Annotated in this window: 14 protein-coding genes; 7 read left to right on the plus strand and 7 right to left on the minus strand. The window is 63.5% G+C overall.

Annotation, left to right across the window (positions count from 1 at the left end; translation table 11 throughout):
- Positions 1 to 16: 16 nt before the first annotated feature.
- Positions 17 to 835 carry an isocitrate lyase/PEP mutase family protein gene (locus ACU5AZ_RS17280; RefSeq protein WP_446823567.1) on the minus strand — a complete coding sequence of 273 codons (819 nt, stop codon included), beginning with the start codon at positions 833 to 835 and terminating at the stop codon, positions 17 to 19.
- A 217-nt stretch (positions 836 to 1,052) separates the two neighbouring features.
- Here ACU5AZ_RS17280 and ACU5AZ_RS17285 point away from each other — a divergent pair, with 217 nt between their 5' ends.
- The 4 genes from ACU5AZ_RS17285 to ACU5AZ_RS17300 all read left to right on the plus strand — a co-directional run bounded on the left by ACU5AZ_RS17285 (position 1,053) and on the right by ACU5AZ_RS17300 (position 6,803).
- The gene (locus ACU5AZ_RS17285; RefSeq protein WP_446823568.1) at positions 1,053 to 1,643 is read left to right on the plus strand and encodes an ATP-dependent Clp protease proteolytic subunit; all 591 of its coding nucleotides are present in this window, start codon (positions 1,053 to 1,055) and stop codon (positions 1,641 to 1,643) included.
- Between the two features lie 204 nt (positions 1,644 to 1,847).
- Positions 1,848 to 3,602: an alpha/beta fold hydrolase gene (locus ACU5AZ_RS17290; RefSeq protein WP_446823569.1), complete on the plus strand. Its 1,755-nt coding sequence runs from the start codon at positions 1,848 to 1,850 to the stop codon at positions 3,600 to 3,602.
- Between the two features lie 339 nt (positions 3,603 to 3,941).
- The gene (gene leuA / locus ACU5AZ_RS17295; protein ID WP_446823570.1) at positions 3,942 to 5,675 is read left to right on the plus strand and encodes a 2-isopropylmalate synthase; all 1,734 of its coding nucleotides are present in this window, start codon (positions 3,942 to 3,944) and stop codon (positions 5,673 to 5,675) included.
- Positions 5,676 to 6,107: 432 nt separating this feature from the next.
- The gene (locus ACU5AZ_RS17300; protein WP_446823571.1) at positions 6,108 to 6,803 is read left to right on the plus strand and encodes a CerR family C-terminal domain-containing protein; all 696 of its coding nucleotides are present in this window, start codon (positions 6,108 to 6,110) and stop codon (positions 6,801 to 6,803) included.
- Between the two features lie 28 nt (positions 6,804 to 6,831).
- Here ACU5AZ_RS17300 and ACU5AZ_RS17305 read toward each other — a convergent pair whose 3' ends face one another.
- The gene (locus tag ACU5AZ_RS17305) at positions 6,832 to 7,734 is read right to left on the minus strand and encodes a metallophosphoesterase family protein (RefSeq protein ID WP_446826036.1); all 903 of its coding nucleotides are present in this window, start codon (positions 7,732 to 7,734) and stop codon (positions 6,832 to 6,834) included.
- A 41-nt stretch (positions 7,735 to 7,775) separates the two neighbouring features.
- On the opposite strand from ACU5AZ_RS17305, the gene ACU5AZ_RS17310 reads away from it, so the two are divergent.
- On the plus strand, positions 7,776 to 8,264 hold the full coding sequence (locus tag ACU5AZ_RS17310; RefSeq protein WP_446823572.1) for an NUDIX domain-containing protein: 489 nt from the start codon (positions 7,776 to 7,778) through the stop codon (positions 8,262 to 8,264).
- 12 nt (positions 8,265 to 8,276) lie between these two features.
- Here the strand turns inward: ACU5AZ_RS17310 and ACU5AZ_RS17315 are convergent, their stop codons facing one another.
- On the minus strand, positions 8,277 to 9,263 hold the full coding sequence (locus ACU5AZ_RS17315) for a glutathione S-transferase family protein (protein WP_446823573.1): 987 nt from the start codon (positions 9,261 to 9,263) through the stop codon (positions 8,277 to 8,279).
- A 268-nt stretch (positions 9,264 to 9,531) separates the two neighbouring features.
- Between ACU5AZ_RS17315 and ACU5AZ_RS17320 the strand changes: the two genes are divergently transcribed.
- Positions 9,532 to 10,056 (plus strand): GNAT family N-acetyltransferase, encoded by a 525-nt coding sequence (locus tag ACU5AZ_RS17320; RefSeq protein WP_446823574.1) that lies wholly within the window; start codon positions 9,532 to 9,534, stop codon positions 10,054 to 10,056.
- Positions 10,057 to 10,472: 416 nt separating this feature from the next.
- Positions 10,473 to 11,357: a formyltetrahydrofolate deformylase gene (gene purU, locus ACU5AZ_RS17325; protein WP_446823575.1), complete on the plus strand. Its 885-nt coding sequence runs from the start codon at positions 10,473 to 10,475 to the stop codon at positions 11,355 to 11,357.
- Between the two features lie 154 nt (positions 11,358 to 11,511).
- Here the strand turns inward: purU and ACU5AZ_RS17330 are convergent, their stop codons facing one another.
- Genes ACU5AZ_RS17330 through ACU5AZ_RS17345 form a run of 4 tightly spaced genes read right to left on the minus strand, consistent with a single transcriptional unit; the run spans position 11,512 to position 17,746 of the window.
- Positions 11,512 to 11,934, minus strand: a complete 423-nt coding sequence (locus tag ACU5AZ_RS17330) for a GNAT family N-acetyltransferase (RefSeq protein ID WP_446823576.1) — start codon at positions 11,932 to 11,934, stop codon at positions 11,512 to 11,514.
- Between the two features lie 3 nt (positions 11,935 to 11,937).
- The gene (locus ACU5AZ_RS17335) at positions 11,938 to 14,007 is read right to left on the minus strand and encodes a hypothetical protein (protein WP_446823577.1); all 2,070 of its coding nucleotides are present in this window, start codon (positions 14,005 to 14,007) and stop codon (positions 11,938 to 11,940) included.
- Positions 14,007 to 16,829 carry a DUF4159 domain-containing protein gene (locus tag ACU5AZ_RS17340; protein WP_446823578.1) on the minus strand — a complete coding sequence of 941 codons (2,823 nt, stop codon included), beginning with the start codon at positions 16,827 to 16,829 and terminating at the stop codon, positions 14,007 to 14,009. Before ACU5AZ_RS17340 ends, ACU5AZ_RS17335 begins: the two co-directional genes overlap by 1 nt.
- Positions 16,826 to 17,746, minus strand: a complete 921-nt coding sequence (locus tag ACU5AZ_RS17345; RefSeq protein WP_446823579.1) for a DUF58 domain-containing protein — start codon at positions 17,744 to 17,746, stop codon at positions 16,826 to 16,828. Before ACU5AZ_RS17345 ends, ACU5AZ_RS17340 begins: the two co-directional genes overlap by 4 nt.
- Positions 17,747 to 17,758 lie beyond the last annotated feature (12 nt).

The raw sequence follows: 17,758 nt of genomic DNA on the forward strand, positions 1-17,758 counted from the left end.
CGTTTGCGACGCCTGGTCAGAGGTCGCGGAAGTATCGTTCTATTGAGGCGAAGGGTGCTGCCTGACCGGCAAAGGCGAAAGTTTCGCTGCCGCGCATTTCCTCGGCGGCGTCGAGAAGCGAACCATAGGCAAGCCGGGCCAAAGCCGAGCCGACGCTGACGCGGCGGACACCGGCGTCGGACAGCTCCGCCAGGCTGAAGCGTGTGCCCGGCATGCCCATGACGACATTGACCGGCCTTTGCAGTGAAGAGCAGACGGTCCTGATCGCATCGAGGTCGGGGAGACCGGGCGCATAAAGGACGTCTGCGCCCGCCGCCTCGAATGCCTGTAGCCTGCGGATCGTATCGTCGAGATCGGGGCGGCCCCAGAGGAAATTCTCGCATCGTGCCGTCAGCACGAAATCCTGCGGCAGGCCGCGCACAGCTTCCGCCGCTGCGGCGATCCGCTCGACGGCAAGTGAGAAATCATAGATGGGATTGGAAGCGTCGCCGGTATGGTCTTCGATGGAGCCACCCGCAAGCCCGATGCCGGCGGCCGATACTAGGGTTGCCGCCACAGCCTCCGGATGGTCGCCGAAGCCTCGTTCGAGATCGGCCGAAACGGGCAGGGGCGTCGCCTCCACGATGGTCCTGCAATGGTCGAGCGTCTGTTCGCGGGAGGCGGTCCCTTCGGCGATGCCGAGCGAGAACGCCATTCCCGCACTTGTGGTCGCAAGGGCCTCGAACCCCATGCCTGCGAGGATGCGGGCCGAGCCCCGATCCCAGGGATTGGGGATGATGAACGCGCGCTCCCTGTCATGCATAAGCCGAAATGCTGCGCCCTTGCTCTTATCCATCTTCCGTCCTGCCAGGTGCGATCATCGACAATGCGATCCGTTAGTGAACGTAAAGGGAACAAAAGACGGATGTCAATCGCTGCCTGGAGAGCGCCTGTGATCGGGTGGTCATAACCTTTCCTTCACCCCGTGCTTCCCTTGCCTTTTTCCTCCATTGTTTTACGACTGGAGTCGCATTATGTCCGGGAAACTGAAATCAAGCATTGGGAGTTCGCGCATGCGCCTCGAAGACGAAGAAGACGACAAGAAGACCGCGGCGCCGCTTGGCAAGGACGCAGAAGCCAACCTGTTCAAGTCGCGCTCGATCTTCATTTACGGCGGCATCACGCAGGAGCTCGCCAACAAGGTCTGCGCCCAGCTGGTTGCGCTTGCCGCCGCCAGCGACGAAGACATCAAGATTTTCGTCAATTCGCCGGGCGGTCACGTGGAATCGGGCGATTCCATCCATGACATGATCAAGTTCATCAAGCCGAAGGTCTGGATGATCGGGACGGGCTGGGTGGCTTCAGCCGGCGCGCTGATCTATGTCGCCGCTCCGAAGGAGCGCCGCATATGCCTGCCGAACACCCGCTTCCTGCTGCACCAACCGTCCGGCGGCACGCGCGGCATGGCATCCGACATCGAGATCCAGGCCCGCGAAATCATCAAGATGAACGAGCGCCTGAACAAGATCTTCTCCGAGGCGACCGGCCAGCCGGTCGAAAAGATAGCCAAGGACACGGATCGCGACTACTGGCTGTCGGCCAACGAAGCCCAGGCCTATGGCCTGGTGTCGAAGATCGTCACGTCGCAGGCCGAAATCGGCTGATCGCACACTAGCTGAATCAAGTCCTGGGAGGGCCTCGCAATGCGGGGCCCTTCTTGCATCTGCCCGCGCGACCGGAATTCAGGCCTTTTGACCGGTTGCGAGGGTCGCTCCGGGCGGATCGATGGTGTAGGTTGTGGCCAATGATGTCGCGGCACCCTTGGCTTTTGCCAGGAGCGCGACGACCAGTTGGGGTACTGGGGACGCATGGGGACTGAAGACGACAGGGGCCATCTAAGTGACGGTCAGCGGGCGGAAATCGTCACATCGCTCTATGATGCGGCGCTCGATCCGTCACTGCACTATGAGCGGCTGGTCGACGTCTGGGACGAGAAGGTCGGCCCGATCCTGCGGCAGGGCGGGGAGAAGGGCAGCGAATTCCGCGACTCGTTCCTGGAGGATCATGTCCAGCGGGCGGCGATGGTGCTCGATCGCACGCCGGCAGAGATCGTCGTCAACCCGCTGCATGCGCTCCTGAATTCGCTGCTTCCCTCGGCCGCGCTTGTCGTCGAGCCCGATGGGACGATCCGCCAGGCAAATGCGGCGGCCATCACCGTCTTCGGCGTGAAGACCGGCGACGATGCCGGCAAATTGCCCTTCGCGGCCGCGGAAATCGAAGCCTACCTGACCGAGGTGCGAAGCATCGCCGGACAGGGCACCGGCAACCGGTATCTGCGCTGCCACCTCAACGATGGTGGCCGGGTGGTCGTCTTCCGCCTGAGCCCCATGGACCCGGCGCGGTATGGCGGACGGTTCGTGCTGGCGATCTCGACGGAGCTTGCCTGGCCGGAGGCGCTGTCGGCGATGATCAAGGACGCCTTTCAACTGACCAGCGCGGAGGTGGATATCGTGCGCGGGCTGGTCGAGGGCCAGACGATCGGTGCTCTCGCAGCCTCGCGCGCACGTTCGGTGGAGACGATCCGCACGCAGGTCAAATCCATCCTCAACAAGACGCGGACCAAGAGCCAGTCGGAACTGCTGCGCGTCACGCTGAACCTGATGGACATGATCGGCGACGGCGAGCGGACGGTCACGCGTGGCCTTGCGGGTGACGGTACGGAGGGGCAGCTCGAGCCCGTGCCGTTCCAGACGCTCTGGCGTTCGGACGGGCGCCGCGCGGATTACGTCGTGCTCGGCGATCCTGCGGGCCGGCCGATCATTTTCATGCCGATGAAATATGGCCTCATCCGCTGGCCGGCCGTGGCCGAAGCCCTTGCCAAACGCAACGGCTATCGGGTGATCGTGCCGATCCGGCCGGGCTATGGCCACAGTTCGCCGGTGCCGAGGCGGGCCAGCCGGACGGAGATCGTCACGGACGACCTCCTGGCGTTGATGGATCACCTCGGCGTTGACGCGGCACCGGCAATCACCCTTGGACCGGACAGCTTCTTCGCCTATTCCTTCGCCCGGCGGCATCCGGGGCGGCTGACAGCGATCGTGATCTGCGGCGGTGGCTTCCCGACGCTCTCGCACATCCAGTTCGAGCGCATGAGCAAGTGGCATCGCTTCGTGCGCGCCAATGCGCGCTATGCACCGAAAATCCTGCCGTTCATCATCAAGGCCGGTTTTTCCCTTGCAAGGCGAATCGGCAAGGCGGGCTTCGTCCGGCTCATCCACCAGAACTCGCCGAGCGATCTTGCGCTCTGCGACACGCCGGACCTCTTCGAGGCGCTGCTGACCGGCTCGGAGATCACCTTCTCCGACTGGCACAGCGCGCATGAGGCGTTCGCGGAAGAAGTGATCCTGCAGCAGCAGGACTGGAGCGACCTGATGGCCGGCTGTGACCTGCCGCAGATCGCCTTCATCGGTCGCGAGGACCCGTCCGCGCCGCCGGAGACGCTGGCGGAGATCAAGAAGGCCTTTCCGAAGATCCATTATGTCGAGGACCAGCAGGCCGGGGAACTGATCTTCTTCAAGCGCTGGCGCGATGTGCTGGCGGAGACCGTGCTGCATCTGCCGTGATGATCGCTGGCGGTTGCGCTTGCCTTTCTTCGCGCCAGACACTATAAGCCGTGCCATGACGACAGAACGCGCACATATCATCAGCGAAGCCGGACGTGGCCGATTTGGCCGTCCGATCTTTTCGCGTGCGCTATCCTCGCTTCTTCTCCTCGGCCTTACTCGCGGTTGCCGGGTCCTTTGAGGGAGCGCCCGGCGGCCGATAAGCCCTGCCGGCAGAAGCTCTCCTCGAAAGCCGAATATCCTGATCAACTGAACGGCAGTACACGCCTTTTTCGTCGCCAAGAGAGCGACAATGCGCTATAGGCCGCGTGACCTGCCGGGAGCGAAGAGAGAAGCAAGATGAACGTGAACGCATCCCCCGCCAAGACCGATGCCCAGCCGGATACCGCCGGCAAGAAGGGCATGCCGTCCGCCAGCGAAAAGTACCGCCCTTATCCGCAGATCGCCATTCCGGACCGCACATGGCCGTCCAAGACGATCACCAAGGCGCCGATCTGGTGTTCGGTCGATCTGCGCGACGGCAACCAGTCGCTGGTCGACCCGATGGGGCACGACCGCAAGGCGCGCATGTTCAAGCTGCTGCTCGACATGGGCTTCAAGGAAATCGAGATCGGTTTCCCGTCGGCCTCGCAGACCGACTTCGATTTTGCCCGTTGGTGCGTCGAGCAAGGCGGCGTGCCGGCCGACGTGTCGCTGCAGGTGCTGGTGCAGTGCCGGCCGGAACTGATCACCCGCACCTTCGAGGCGCTGGAAGGCGCGCATCGCCCGATCGTGCACTTCTACAACTCGACCAGTGAACTGCAGCGCCGCGTGGTGTTCGGCAAGGATGTCTCCGGCATCAAGCAGATCGCCGTCGATGCGGCCAAGATGATCACCGACATGGCCGCCAAGGCCGGCGGCGGCTTCCGTTTCGAATATTCGCCGGAAAGCTTTACCGGCACGGAGCTTGAGGTGGCGCTGGAAATCTCCAACGCGGTCATCGATATCATCCAGCCAACGGCCGACAACAAGCTGATTCTGAACCTGCCTTCGACGGTCGAGATGGCGACACCGAACATCTATGCCGACCAGATCGAATGGATGTGCCGCAACATCAACAATCGCGAAAACGTCATCGTCTCGCTGCATCCGCACAACGACCGTGGCACCGGGATCGCGGCCACCGAACTGGGGCTGATGGCCGGCGCGGACCGTGTCGAGGGCACGCTGTTCGGTAACGGCGAACGCACCGGCAATGTCGACATCGTCACCCTGGCGCTGAACATGTTCACCCAGGGCGTCGATCCTGAGCTGGACTGCACCGACATCGAGCGCATCAAGGAAGTCTACGAATATTCGAACCAGATGACGATCCCGGAGCGGCATCCCTATGTCGGCGAGCTGGTTTATACGGCGTTCTCGGGCTCGCACCAGGATGCGATCAACAAGGGCATGAAGGCGATCAAGGTCGCCAACAAGCCCTTCTGGGAAGTGCCGTACCTGCCGATCGACCCGCAGGACGTCGGCCGCACCTACGAGGCGATCATCCGCATCAACTCGCAGTCGGGCAAGGGAGGCATCGCCTACATCCTGCAGCAGGACTACGGCATCAACCTGCCGCGCAACCTGCAGGTCGAGTTCCGCGAGGACATCCAGCGGATCACCGACGAGGAAGGCAAGGAGCTTCCTTCGAAGCGGATCTACGAGCGCTTCATCGAGCGCTATGTCGACCAGCCGGACGCACGGCTGAAATTCGTCGATCACCATACCTATGCCGATACGGCAGTGAAGGGCCGGCGCGTGGTCGCCGCCGAAATCACCGACCGCGGAGAGACCAAGCGGATCGAAGGCCACGGCAACGGTCCGATCGACGGCTTCATCAATGCGCTCTCGGCCTATCTCGGCATCGAGATGACGGTCGAGGACTATTCCGAGCATTCGCTGCAGCACGGCTCGAACGCTTCGGCGATCTGCTACATGGAAGTCTCCTATCCGGGCGGCAAGCTGTTCGGTGTCGGCGTCAACACCAACATCGTCGCCGCCTCCATGGAGGCGGTGGTCTCGGCAGCAAACCGGGTGCTGGCGCAGCGCTGACGCAGTCGCGCCACCAGAGAGACGAGATAAGGGAAGGCCGCGCTGCCACAGCGCGGCCTTCTCCTATTCAAGGTGCCGCAAGACGAGCCTGGGTCTCGGGGAGCCATCGCCGGAACCCCGACAGCTCCTTGCAATAATACATTACAATATCCATATGTTCTGCAGGACGCGGCCAGGCGATGCAGCATCGCTTGTCGGGCAAAGCCCGGATATGGCTGCCGGATGTGAATCCATTCCGGCCTATTGGCAGTCTTGCGAGTTTCAAAACCGTCGATGACGTGCTTTTATACAGGGCAGGGGATGGCAATTTGCGGCCAATCTTGCCGGGCATGCATCGCGACGAACCGTCGCGGTGACGTGCAAGACTTGATATTGGCCGAGATTTGTATATTAATCGAGTGATTAAAAGAAGAAAGAAAAGGTTTGGCAGCTATGAAGAAGACACTCTCGGGGGCAATGGCCACGAGGCAGGCGCTCATCTCCACCTCTCTCAGTCTTTTTGGAGAGCATGGTTACGACGCCGTGTCGACGCGCCAAATCGCCGATCAGGCCGCGGCCAATATCGGCTCGATCGCCTATCACTTCGGCGGCAAGCCGGGGTTGAGGCTAGCCTGCACGGAATACGTGGTCTCGACGATCATCGAGCAGATGGGTGACTCCTTCAGCCAGCCGCTGTCTGCGGACATGACGCCGGACGAGGCAGGTCTTATGCTGGAAGACATTCTGGCAACGTTCGTCCGCACCTCCACCGAGCGCGCGGATGCGCTTGAGATCACCCGCTTCATCATGCGCGAGATGCTTCAGCCCGGCGAGGTTCTGGTCTACCTGGAGCGTGAGCTTACCGGTCCTCTGCATGAGCGGATGTGCCAGTTGCTTTCGATCGCCACCGGAGAGCGCGCCGACAGCTGCGCGATGCGGGCGCTCGTCTTCACCCTGATCGGCCAGACCATGCACTTCAAGAACTGTCAGGCCGTGGTGCTGCACCAGATGGGATGGTGCGAGTTCGGTCCGAAGCAGGCCCAGCTTGTCATCGACACGCTGAAGGACAATCTTCGGGCGATCATTGCCTATCACCGCGCCGGCAAGGCCACGTCCCCGCAGAAGCATCTGGAGCTTCTGGACCGCTAATTGTGATATGACGCCGGGCGTTCCGGCGTCAGAAGTGCTTGCGCATGTCGAGCGCAATGCTCTCGCCGTCTTCCGTCAGCGCGTGGCGCTCCATCGACAGCTTCCAGTTGCCCGGCTCCCCGGAAATCGAGAAGAGATTATAGGCTGCCGGCGGCTTCTTGCCGCCCGGGCCCTGCGACGCGGAGGCGATGCCGACGACGGGAATGTCTCCCCTCATCGTCTTGATCCAGTTGATCGTGTTGAGATGCGTGTGGCCGTGCAGGACGAGTTCCGCGCCGCCGAGAGAGACTGCTGCCCTGAAGCGGCGTATGCCGAACATGCGCTTGTGGCTGGCGGCCGCGCCGCGGATCGGCGGATGGTGGATCATCACGACGCGGAAAAGGCCTTCCTCGCCCGCCTGTTTCAACAGCCTTGCCGTCTCGCGCGCCTGTCCGGGCCCGAAATAGCCGGTGGCGGAGAATGGCGGAGTGGCGATGGATGTCGAGCAGCCGATGAGGGCGACCGGGCCGCGCCGGCGGATATAGGGGAAGGGCTGGTCCGGCTCGACGCCGGAAATCGATCCGTCGTCACCGGTGAGGTAAGGCCTCCAGGCGGTGATGGCCTTCTTGACCGAGCCGCGCACATAGGCGTCGTGATTTCCCGGCACGACGGAGACTTCTTTCGGGTCACCGACCGTATCCAGCCACCGCGCGACCGCCCGGACTTCGAAACCGGTGCCGAGATTGACCAGATCGCCGGTTATTGCCAGATGGTCGGGACCCTGCCGTTCGATGTCTTCCAGGATCATGTCGAGGGCGTTGGTGAAGAGGTGCTTGCGCCGGTTCCTGTGCCAGTTGATGAAACCGGTGATGCGTTTGGAAAACAGTTCGCCTATCGTCAGCCGGGGCAGGGGACCAAGATGGACGTCGGAAATATGGGCAAGCTTGAACATGGCAAGAGGCATAAGCATGCATGGCGCATCGGGCAAGTAAAATGAACCCGGAAAGGAAGCCCGGCGTGCGGCGGATCGGCGAGAAGGTCCTTTTACGACTGTTCCACGGCTATTATTTCCTGGTGCGGGGCATGACGCTCGGTGTCAGGGGCGCGTGCTTCGACGAGGACGGCCGGATCTTTCTGGTGCGCCATACCTATGTGCGCGGCTGGCACCTGCCGGGCGGCGGCGTCGAGCGGGGCGAGACGGCACATGCGGCGCTGAAGAAGGAGCTCGAAGAGGAGGGGAACCTCGAAATGCTCGAAGCTCCTCAACTCGTGCAGGCCTATTTCAACACCGTGACGACACGGCGCGACCACGTCCTGCTCTACCGGGTGCGTGTGCGGCAGACGGCGCCACGGCGGCCAGACCGGGAAATCGCCGAAGCCGGCTTCTTTCCGCTGGATGCGTTGCCGGACGGGGTGACGCCGGCAACCCGCCGGCGTCTCGCCGAGCTAGCCGGCGAAGCCATTCCCGCCGACCACTGGTGAGCCCGTAGGGCCTCAGCCTTTACTGAGAGACGCCCGCTCATGCGGAGCGTCGAGATCGAGCACCGGGCCGACGGGCACGACGCCGGTCGGGTTGATCATCGTGTGGCTGCGATAATAGTGCTGCTTGATGTGATCGAAGTTGACCGTCTCCTTGACGCCCGGCGTCTGGTAGAGATCGCGCAGATAGCCCGAGAGGTGCGGATAATCGACGATCCGCCGGATGTTGCACTTGAAGTGGCCGACATAGACCGCGTCGAAGCGCACGAGCGTGGTGAAGAGCCGCCAGTCCGCCTCCGTCAGCCGGTTTCCGACAAGGTAGCGGCTGTCCGCCAGCTTCTGTTCCAGGAAATCGAGCGTTTCGAACAGCTTCTCGACATTTTCCTCATAGGCTTCCTGGGTGGTTGCGAAGCCGGCCTTGTAGACGCCGTTGTTGACGGTGTCGTAGACGCGCTCGTTGATCGCGTCGATCTCGTCCCTCAACTCCTCCGGATAATAGTCGTCCTCGTTGCCTGTCAGGTCGTTGAAGGCGGAGTTGAACATGCGGATGATCTCGGCGGATTCGTTCGAGACGATCGTTTCCTTCTGCTTGTCCCACAGGACCGGCACTGTGACGCGGCCGGAATAGTGCGGATCGGCCTTGGTGTAGACCTGCCAGAGCTTGGAGGAGCCGTGGAGATGATCTTCCGTCGCGCCGTCATGGCCGCCGAATTCCCAGCCGTTGCTGAGCATCAGCGGGTTGACGACCGAAAGGCCGATCAGGTCCTCAAGACCCTTGAGCTTGCGGAAGATCAGCGTGCGATGCGCCCAGGGACAGGCATAGGAGACGTAGAGGTGATAGCGACCGGCCTCCGCCTTGAAGCCGGCCTCACCGGAAGGGCCTGCCTCGCCGGTGGCGGTCACGTAGTTGCGAAAGCTCGATGCGGAGCGCTTGAAGTGCCCCTTGGTTTCCTTGGTGTCGTACCAGACGTCGTGCCAGGTGCCGTCGATCAGCTTGCCCATATCCGATGTCTCCCCGTTTGATGTTCGTTTCTTTGATGTCTGGTCTATACTTAGAGACCGCGGCGGGAAGATCGAGACAAAAAAGGTGAACAATGCGTTTTGTGTTGGACGCCATGAAAATTTCCTGATATCCGCCTTTCACCTCAATTCGGGACACATCTGACGATGACTGCCATACGGAACCTGCGACGACGCCGATGACCTTCCCGCGCTTCACCTGGCGCGTCCGAACCGCTCATCCGTTTGTCTTTCCGGTTTCCGTACCCACATGAAAAAGCACGATCTCGTCTACCTCACCGAGGATGCGTCGCATGACGACGTCATCGAACTCATCAACGAAGAAGCCTTCGGCCCCGGCCGGTTTACCCGCGCTGCCGCCCGCATCCGCGAGCAGGGTCCGCATACGCGTTCGCTTTCCTATGTCTGCGAGGACAATGGCGAGGTGATCGCGTCCGTGCGGATGACACCGGTGAACGCCGGAACGGTCAAGGGCCACTTGCTCGGGCCGCTCGCAGTCCGCCCGTCTCACAAGAATATCGGCATCGGCCGCGAACTGGTACGCATTGCCGTTGCCGCCGCCAGAAGAGCCGGTTCGGAAGCCGTCATTCTCGTCGGCGATCCGCCCTATTACGGACCGCTGGGGTTCGAGAAGGTCGCCTATGGCGCGCTCGAGTTTCCCGGTCCGGTCGATCCGGGCCGTGTGCTGGTCGTGCCGATCGCCGCCGATACGCATGAGCGGCTGCACGGCGTGATTGGCTGGCGCGGCGACGTCCGGCAGGCCTTGGCAGTCTGATTCAGGCTTTTGCGCCAAGCAGTTTGAAATGGCAGGCATTCTTCGATACGGGCATTTCGGCGGACGCTTCGCGCTCTGAGTCAGCCGGCGCGTCCAAGTGTATGGCGAGGAATCGCTTTTCGTCCCCGGGTGCTCAAAATCGGGCGGTGGGGTTATGCTTGCGAAAAGCCTTGACGGTGATGAGCCTTTCGAAGGCGCAAAGGGAGCAGAGTTTTCTACCATCTCGCCTAATCTCTCCTGCGAGGAAAGGGACATCCGCAACAGACGTTTCTGCCAATGGTGATTGACGGCCAGGGCCGGCATTCGACGTTGCAGGTGGACATGTCCCCAAGACTTTGCCACTAACCCTCACCGCTGCGGCGCAAGCCGCTTCGGACAGGACAGAAGACCAACGACGCCGTTTTTGCGGGGGAACCATGAAGACCTTTATTCTCACCGTTTCGTGCCGGTCGACGCGCGGGATTGTCGCTGCGCTAGCGACCTATCTCGCCGACAAGGGCTGCAACATCACCGATTCATCGCAGTTCGACGATCTGGACACCGGCAACTTCTTTACCCGTGTCACCTTCCTCTCCGAAGAGGGCGCGACGCTCGAGGCCCTGAAGGCCGGCTTTCCGCCGATCGCCGACAAGTTCGACATGGAATGGGAAATCTATGACGCCGAAAGCCGCATGAAGGTGCTGCTGATGGTGTCGCGCTTCGGCCACTGCCTCAACGACCTTCTCTATCGCTGGAAGATCGGCGCGCTGAACATCGACATCGTCGGTGTCGTCTCCAACCATTTCGATTACCAGAAGGTCGTCGTCAATCACGACATTCCCTTCCACCACATCAAGGTGACGAAGGAGAACAAGCCGGAAGCGGAAGCCCGGATCATGGACCTTGCCGAGCAGTCGGGAACGGAACTGATCGTGCTCGCCCGCTACATGCAGGTGTTGTCGGACGACATGTGCCGGAAGATGTCCGGCAAGATCATCAACATCCACCATTCCTTCCTGCCGTCCTTCAAGGGGGCGAACCCCTATAAGCAGGCCTACCAGCGCGGCGTGAAGCTGATCGGTGCGACGGCGCATTACGTGACCTCGGATCTCGACGAAGGTCCGATCATCGAGCAGGACGTCGCCCGCATCACCCATGCGCAGTCGGCAGACGACTATGTCTCGATCGGCCGCGACGTCGAAGCACAGGTCCTGGCGCGCGCCATCCATGCGCACATCCAGCGCCGTACCTTCATCAACGGCAACCGCACGGTCGTCTTCCCGGCCAGCCCCGGCGCCTACAAGTCTGAACGGATGGGGTGAGGCGCGGTCGGGCATAGCCCTATGAAACGCTCCGGTGGAGCGTTTCAAGCGCCGAACGCCCTGAGCTATGCGAAGGGCCGGGTCAGGTATCAATACTGCCATTGATTGAACCCCTCGGTCATACCCGAGGGGTTTTCTGTTTGCCGGAAGCGAGTCAGAACCGCTTGGCCATCCAGGTGATGGAGAAGCCCGGCGGGTAGTCGGCAAGCGTGCCGATGATCTCGTAGCCCTGCCGCTGGTAGGCGCGTCGGGCGTCGGGGTTGGCCGTGTCGATATAGGCACCGACGCAGCCGCGGGCCTTCGCCTCGGTCTCGGCGGCCTCAAGCAGGCGGCCGGCCAGGCGCTTTCCGCGCATGCCTTCCGGAATGAACAGCATTTCCACATGCAGGAAGCCGCGGCCGGTATAGCCGGTCAGCCCGCCGATGACGGCGCCGGCTTCGTCACGGATCGGCACGTACAGTCCACGTCGGTCGCTCGGTGCGCCGAACAGGACGTCGTTGTGGGCCTTCAGCTCGGCCAGGATCTTCTCTTCCGCACCGTCGTCCAGCGTGTCGGTCACTTCAAGGCGAGGCGTCACGTCTTAGCGTCCTTCGCGCCACCACATGGCGGAGAAGGCGAGCAGCAGGGCGCCGAGCCCGGCAAAGCCCGCGAACAGCGGATAGGTGTTGATGCCCTTCAGAACGCTTTCGTCGGTCAGATGGACCACCATGCGCTGCCTGTCGGCCGAGCGGATGGTGCCGGAAAGCGGAAGTACTGCCGGCACGTCCACGCTGCCGCCGTCCTTTTCGACACGCGTCATCAGCCCCTTGCTCGCCTCGACGACCGGTGCCAGCACCTGTTCGGTCGACACCATGGCCTTGAATTCTGGTGCATCCGGCGCGCCGACATGGGCGAGCGTCGAGAGATCGCCATTGGCGATCTGGAACAGGCCCGTCTCGTCGGTCTTCAGTTCGGCGGTGTAAAGCCCCGGCTTCGTCTGGCTGAGCGTCACGCTTTCGCTCTTGCCGGAGGGATAGCGGACGGTCGCCGGCCCCGGATCGTCGCCGATGGTCTGGCGGGTGATTTCCAACGTCCGGCCGCTGCTCTTGGCCGTCAGGGCTTCCTCTTCCAGCGCCGGTTCCTTCATCAGCCAGTGGGCGATGCGCCGATAGAGGGCGACATGCGGGCCGCCGCCTTCGAAGCCGCGTGCCCAGAGCCAACCCTGGTCGGAGAGCAGCATGGCGACGCGGCCTTCGCCGACGCGGTTGAGGACGAGGAGAGGGTGGCTGTCGTCGCCGACCATTACCGTCTCGCCCTTCGGCTGTTCGACATCGACGCTGCGGAACCAGCGGCCCCAGTGCGGCGGTTCCTGGTCGGAGCCTTCGAGGCCCCGGGTGACGGGGTGCTTCTTGCCCTCGTCGGAAAGGCGCGGATAAAAGGCCTTCTCGTCGATGCGGCCGGTCGGCTCGGCGGGCAGTACCGTTTCGAGCGGGGTCAGCGCGATCGAGTTGTCGCCGGCATGTTCCGGTCCGGCGGCGATTAAGAGCGCGCCGCCATTCTGCACGTACTGGGCGATATAATCGTAATAGAGGATCGGTAGCACGCCGCGATGCTGGTAGCGGTCGAAGATGATCAGGTCGAAATCCTCGATCTTCTCGACGAAGAGTTCGCGGGTCGGAAAGGCGATCAGCGACAGCTGGTTGATTGGCGTGCCGTCCTGCTTCTCCGGCGGCCGCAGGATGGTGAAGTGGACGAGGTCGACGGATGCGTCAGACTTCAGAAGATTGCGCCAGGCCCGCTCGCCGGCATGCGGTTCGCCGGAGACCAGCAGCACGCGCAGGTTTTCGCGGATGCCCTCGATCTCGTGGATCGCCTTGTTGTTGGCGGTGGTCACTTCACCGTCAAGCGCTCCGACGTCGAACTCGAGAATGTTGTTGCCGCCGCGCGGGACCTTGAAGGAGAAGGGCGTGTCCTGTCCCGGCCTTGCGCTCAAGGTGGCGATTTCCTCGCCGTTCATGCGCACGGTGACTTCTGCGGCGGAAGAGGGGGCCTTGCCGTCGTCGATGACTCGGAAAGTCAGCTCCTGCTCCTTGTTGACGAGGCCGAAGCGTGGTGCCTTGACGATCTCGATGCGGCGGTCGAACTCGTCGGCCTTGCCGGTGATCAGGCCGTGAACCGGCGCGTTGAAGCCGATCTGGTCTGCCGATTTCGGCAGGTCGTGGATCTGGCCGTCGGTGATGAAGATCGCCGCACCGATGCGGGACGGCGGGACGTCGGCGACGGCCGCCTGCAGGGCGGAGAAGAGCTTTGTGGCGGGCGCCTCGGCATCGGCGTCGTCGCGGGCTTCGACGATGCGCGGTTCCAGCCGCGGAAAGCGCGACAGCCGTTGCTCGACCTCAGCCAGCGCCTCGTCGGTCGCCTTGATGCGCTCCGGCGTCATCTGGCTCTGCGAGCGGTCGACGACCACCGGCACGACGGTCGACAGCTGCTCGCGGTCCTCCTGCAAGAGTTCAGGGTTGGTCAGCGCCGCCAGAAGAAGGAGAAGCGCGCCGGCGCGAAGCCATGTACCGCGCACCGAGCGCCAGATGCCGAGTGCCAGCAGGACAGCCGCGGCAAAGGCCAGAACGGCGATGACGGGCCAGGGCAGGAATGGCGAAAAGGCAACCGTCATTACTGGCCCAACCTTTCAAGCAACGCCGGGATATGGACCTGGTCGGCCTTGTAGTTGCCGGTCAGCATGTACATCATGATGTTGACGCCGACGCGGTAGGCGTATTCGCGCTGGGTTTCGTCATTGGGCACCGTCGGCAGCAGCGGTTCGCCGCGATCGTTGACGGCCCAGGCGCCGGCGAAATCATTGCCGGTAATCAGGATCGGCGAGACGCCGTCGCCCGACGACGAAGACTTGAGGTTCGCCTTGTCGGGATCCTGCCGCGCTTCGACCCAGAGCGGGCCGCCGGCATAGCGGCCGGGGAAGTTCGACAACAGGTAGAACGCCTTGGTCAGCACATGATCGGCCGGCACCGGCTCGAGCGGCGGAATGTCGAGATTGGCGAGGATCATCTGCAGGCGTTCGCCATTGGCGGAGACGGAATCGTCGCCGAGCCCGCTGATGTGGTCGCGCGTATCGAACAGGACCGTGCCGCCACTGCGCATATAGGCATCGATGCGGCTGATCGCGGCGGGGCTCGGCATCGGCGCGGAGGCGGAAACGGGCCAGTAGATCATCGGGTAGAAGGCAAGCTCGTCCTGCGAGATATCGACGCCGATCGGCTCGCCGGGCTCCAGTGCGGTGCGGTAGGTCATGAACTCGGTGAGACCCTTCAGTCCTGCCTCGGAAATGTCGTCTGTCTGCTTTTCGCCGGTGACGACATAGGCGAGGTGGGTGGTGTCGAGGCTCTTCATCAGGATGTCGTCGCCGGGCTTGCTGTCGTCGGCGCGGGCTTGTGGCGGCACGGCGAAGGCAATCGCTGCTGCAAAGATGAGGACGGCGGCGGCGCTGCCGGCGACCCGCGTCGCCTTTGGCAGGCGGGCAAAGGCGCCGTTGATGAAGAGGACGATGAGGCTGTCGAGCGCCAACAAAAGGAAGGCGAGGATGAAGAGCGGCGGCTTCAGGGACAGCGCCTCGTTGCCGATGAGCCGGCTGCGCGTGACGGGCACGGTGATGCCGGTAAGGTCGAGCGGTTTCAGCACTTCGTCCTTCGCCATCAGATTGAGCGCGGTGAAGCCGTCTTCGGATCCGTAAAGGCCGGGCGGATTGTCGAAGCTCGTCCGCAGACCGCCCTTGGCGGCGACGTCGAGCGGCTTGGCCGAGCCGGTGTCGCTCGTCAGCGCGCCGGTGGCTGTCAGCAATCTGTAGGGCGGCAGGAGGCTCGCGATCGAATTGGCGGTGGTTTCCGCCGTCGCGCCGCCCGAGCGGGACAGTTGCACGACACGGCGCAGCATTTCCACGAATTCGCCCGAGATCGGCAGGTTCGACCATGTCGCCTCGGCGCTCACATGGAAGAGAACGATGTTGCCGGCGCCGGCCGGTTTGGCGGTCACGAGCGGCGTGCCGTCGGCAAGGCTTGCCCAGGTGCGGGCGGCAAGATCCGGGCTCGGTTCGGCCAGGACCTGGCGCTTGACGAGAATGTCCTTCGGCGTCGGCAGGCCGGCGAAGGGGCCGTCCGGCGGGAAATCGGCGAGCGGCTGCGGCTCGGCCCAGGAGAGCGCGCCGCCGAGCGAACGTTCGCCCTGGCGCAGCGTGACCGGCACCAACGGATCGTCGGCGGGGGCTGCCGCCAGTCTCGGTCCGGCAAAGCGTATCAGCATGCCGCCGTTCGCCAGCCAGCGCTCGAGCGGCGCATAGGTTTCGGCCGGCAGGCGGCCGACATCGGCCATGATGATGACCGAGGGCTTCTGTTCGAGGAGATTGGGGATGGCGACCGACATGTCGGCATTGTCCGGGGCGATCAGGTCGGCATAGGGCTCCAACGCCCGGCGTATGTAGTAGAGCGGCGAGAGCAGCGGCTGGAATTCGTTGGCCGCCTCGCCGGAAATCAGCGCCACGCGCCGGCGCTTGAAGCCGTCATCCAGAAGATAGGCCGCGCCGGCGGTGTCCATGTTGCGGATCGCGATCCGGGCGAAGTCGTTGCGCATTTCGAAGGGGGCGTCGATCCGGGCGCTCGCGGTCGCCGCGCCGGCGGCAAAGTCGAGGTCGCCGGTCGCGATCGGTCGGCCCTGCGCATCCTGCGCCACTAGAAGGTGGCGGGCAGGCGAGGCCGTGTCGAGGCGGGTGGCGGTGACCGTCATGCTGCTGGCATCGTTGGACGCCGAGGTGAGCGCGACGGCGCGGCTGTTGTCGCCCTCGATGAGGTCGAGCGACTGCGGCTTGAGGTCTGCGAGCATCTGCATCGCCTTGCGGTCGCCGGCCTCGTCGATGCCGTCGGAAATGAAGGCGAGCGTGCCGGGCGTCTGGCCCTGCAGTTCGGCGCGCAAGGCTTCTATCGCCTTGGCGCGGTTGGCCTTCAGGGGACGCGGCTTGGCGGCGGCGAGCTTTTCCAATGCGGCGCTGGCCGTTCCGGGCGTCGCATCATGCGTTTGGTCGGCGGTAAAGACGATCGCCACCGGCTTCTCGCCTTCGGCGGCATCCTCGATGATTGATTTTGCCGTTTCGACCCGCATGTCCCAGTCGGCGGCCGAGGCCCAGCTATTGTCGACGACCAGCGCCAGCGGCCCGTCGCCCGCGACCGTGTTGACCTGCGGATTGTAGACCGGGCCGGCGATGGCGAGAATGACGGCGGCCGCCATGATCATCCGCAGGAGGGTCAGCCACCACGGACTCTTGGCCGGCGTTTCCTCGCGTTTCAGAACTCCGGCGAGAATGCGCAGCGGCGGAAAGACTTCGGTCCTCGGCGATGGCGGCGTCAGGCGCAGCAGCCACCAGATCAGCGGCAGCGCGATGAGCGCGCCGAGCGCCAGCGGAAAGGTGAAGGCAAAGGGCAGCCCCATCATCGCCGGCCTCCATTGCTGGCCTTGGCCGGCATGCCGGAGAGATACATGTGGACGGCGACGAGCGCCTCGGAGGCGAGGTGATCGGTGCGGTGGCTGATGAAGTTCCAGCCGAGATGGCGCAGGGTTTCGCCGAGTGCTGCGCGCCGCGAGAGATAGGCGTTGCGGTAATCTTCGCGGACGGTTTCGGCGCGGCCGGAAATCAGCTTGTCACCGGTTTCCGGATCGACGAACTCCGTGCGCCCGGCATAGGGGAAATCCTCCTCCGCCGGATCGGCGATCTCGACCACGTGGCCGCGAAGGCCGCGCTTGGCAAGCGGTCCGAGACGGTCGAGAATGGCTTCCGGCGTGTCGAGGAAGTCGCCGATCAGCACCAGATCGCTCAGCGAGCGGATCATGCCGGTGTCGGGCAGGCCGCCGTCGATCTCGGTGTGCATCAGGGCGGTTGCCAGCCGTTCGGCGGCGTTGCGGGCGGAAACGGGCTCCATGACGCCCGGACAGCCGATGCGTTCGCCGGAACGCGCGAGGATTTCGGCCAGCGCCAGCATCAGCACCATCGCCCGGCTTTCCTTCGAAACCGGAGACAGGCTCGACTTGTACATCATCGACGGCGAGAGGTCGGCCCAGAGCCAGACGGTGTGGGCGGCTTCCCATTCGCGGTCGCGGACATAGACATGATCGTCTCTCGCCGAGCGGCGCCAATCGATGCGCGACAGGCTTTCGCCCTCGGTGAAGGGACGAAACTGCCAGAAATTCTCGCCGATGCCACGCTTGCGGCGGCCGTGCCAGCCGGCGATCACCGTGTTGGCGATGCGCTTGGCTTCGACCATGCAGTCAGGGATGAGCGCCGCGCGCTGCCGGGCGCGAGCCAGCGTTTCCGTTGCCGGTGTCGGGATGACCTTCTGGCCTATTGCCGCCAAATTCGCCGGCCT

The sequence above is a fragment of the Rhizobium sp. PAMB 3182 genome (assembly GCF_052908355.1).

Bases quoted from the DNA above. Each gene is read 5' to 3' on its own strand.
- ACU5AZ_RS17290 (WP_446823569.1), top strand. From the start codon at position 1,848: ATGGGGACTGAAGACGACAGGGGCCATCTAAGTGACGGTCAGCGGGCG.
- ACU5AZ_RS17315 (WP_446823573.1), bottom strand. From the start codon at position 9,263: ATGGGCAAGCTGATCGACGGCACCTGGCACGACGTCTGGTACGACACC.
- leuA (WP_446823570.1), top strand. From the start codon at position 3,942: ATGAACGTGAACGCATCCCCCGCCAAGACCGATGCCCAGCCGGATACC.
- ACU5AZ_RS17320 (WP_446823574.1), top strand. From the start codon at position 9,532: ATGAAAAAGCACGATCTCGTCTACCTCACCGAGGATGCGTCGCATGAC.
- ACU5AZ_RS17335 (WP_446823577.1), bottom strand. From the start codon at position 14,007: ATGACGGTTGCCTTTTCGCCATTCCTGCCCTGGCCCGTCATCGCCGTT.
- ACU5AZ_RS17300 (WP_446823571.1), top strand. From the start codon at position 6,108: ATGAAGAAGACACTCTCGGGGGCAATGGCCACGAGGCAGGCGCTCATC.
- ACU5AZ_RS17285 (WP_446823568.1), top strand. From the start codon at position 1,053: ATGCGCCTCGAAGACGAAGAAGACGACAAGAAGACCGCGGCGCCGCTT.
- ACU5AZ_RS17305 (WP_446826036.1), bottom strand. From the start codon at position 7,734: ATGTTCAAGCTTGCCCATATTTCCGACGTCCATCTTGGTCCCCTGCCC.
- purU (WP_446823575.1), top strand. From the start codon at position 10,473: ATGAAGACCTTTATTCTCACCGTTTCGTGCCGGTCGACGCGCGGGATT.
- ACU5AZ_RS17340 (WP_446823578.1), bottom strand. From the start codon at position 16,829: ATGATGGGGCTGCCCTTTGCCTTCACCTTTCCGCTGGCGCTCGGCGCG.
- ACU5AZ_RS17310 (WP_446823572.1), top strand. From the start codon at position 7,776: ATGAACCCGGAAAGGAAGCCCGGCGTGCGGCGGATCGGCGAGAAGGTC.
- ACU5AZ_RS17280 (WP_446823567.1), bottom strand. From the start codon at position 835: ATGGATAAGAGCAAGGGCGCAGCATTTCGGCTTATGCATGACAGGGAG.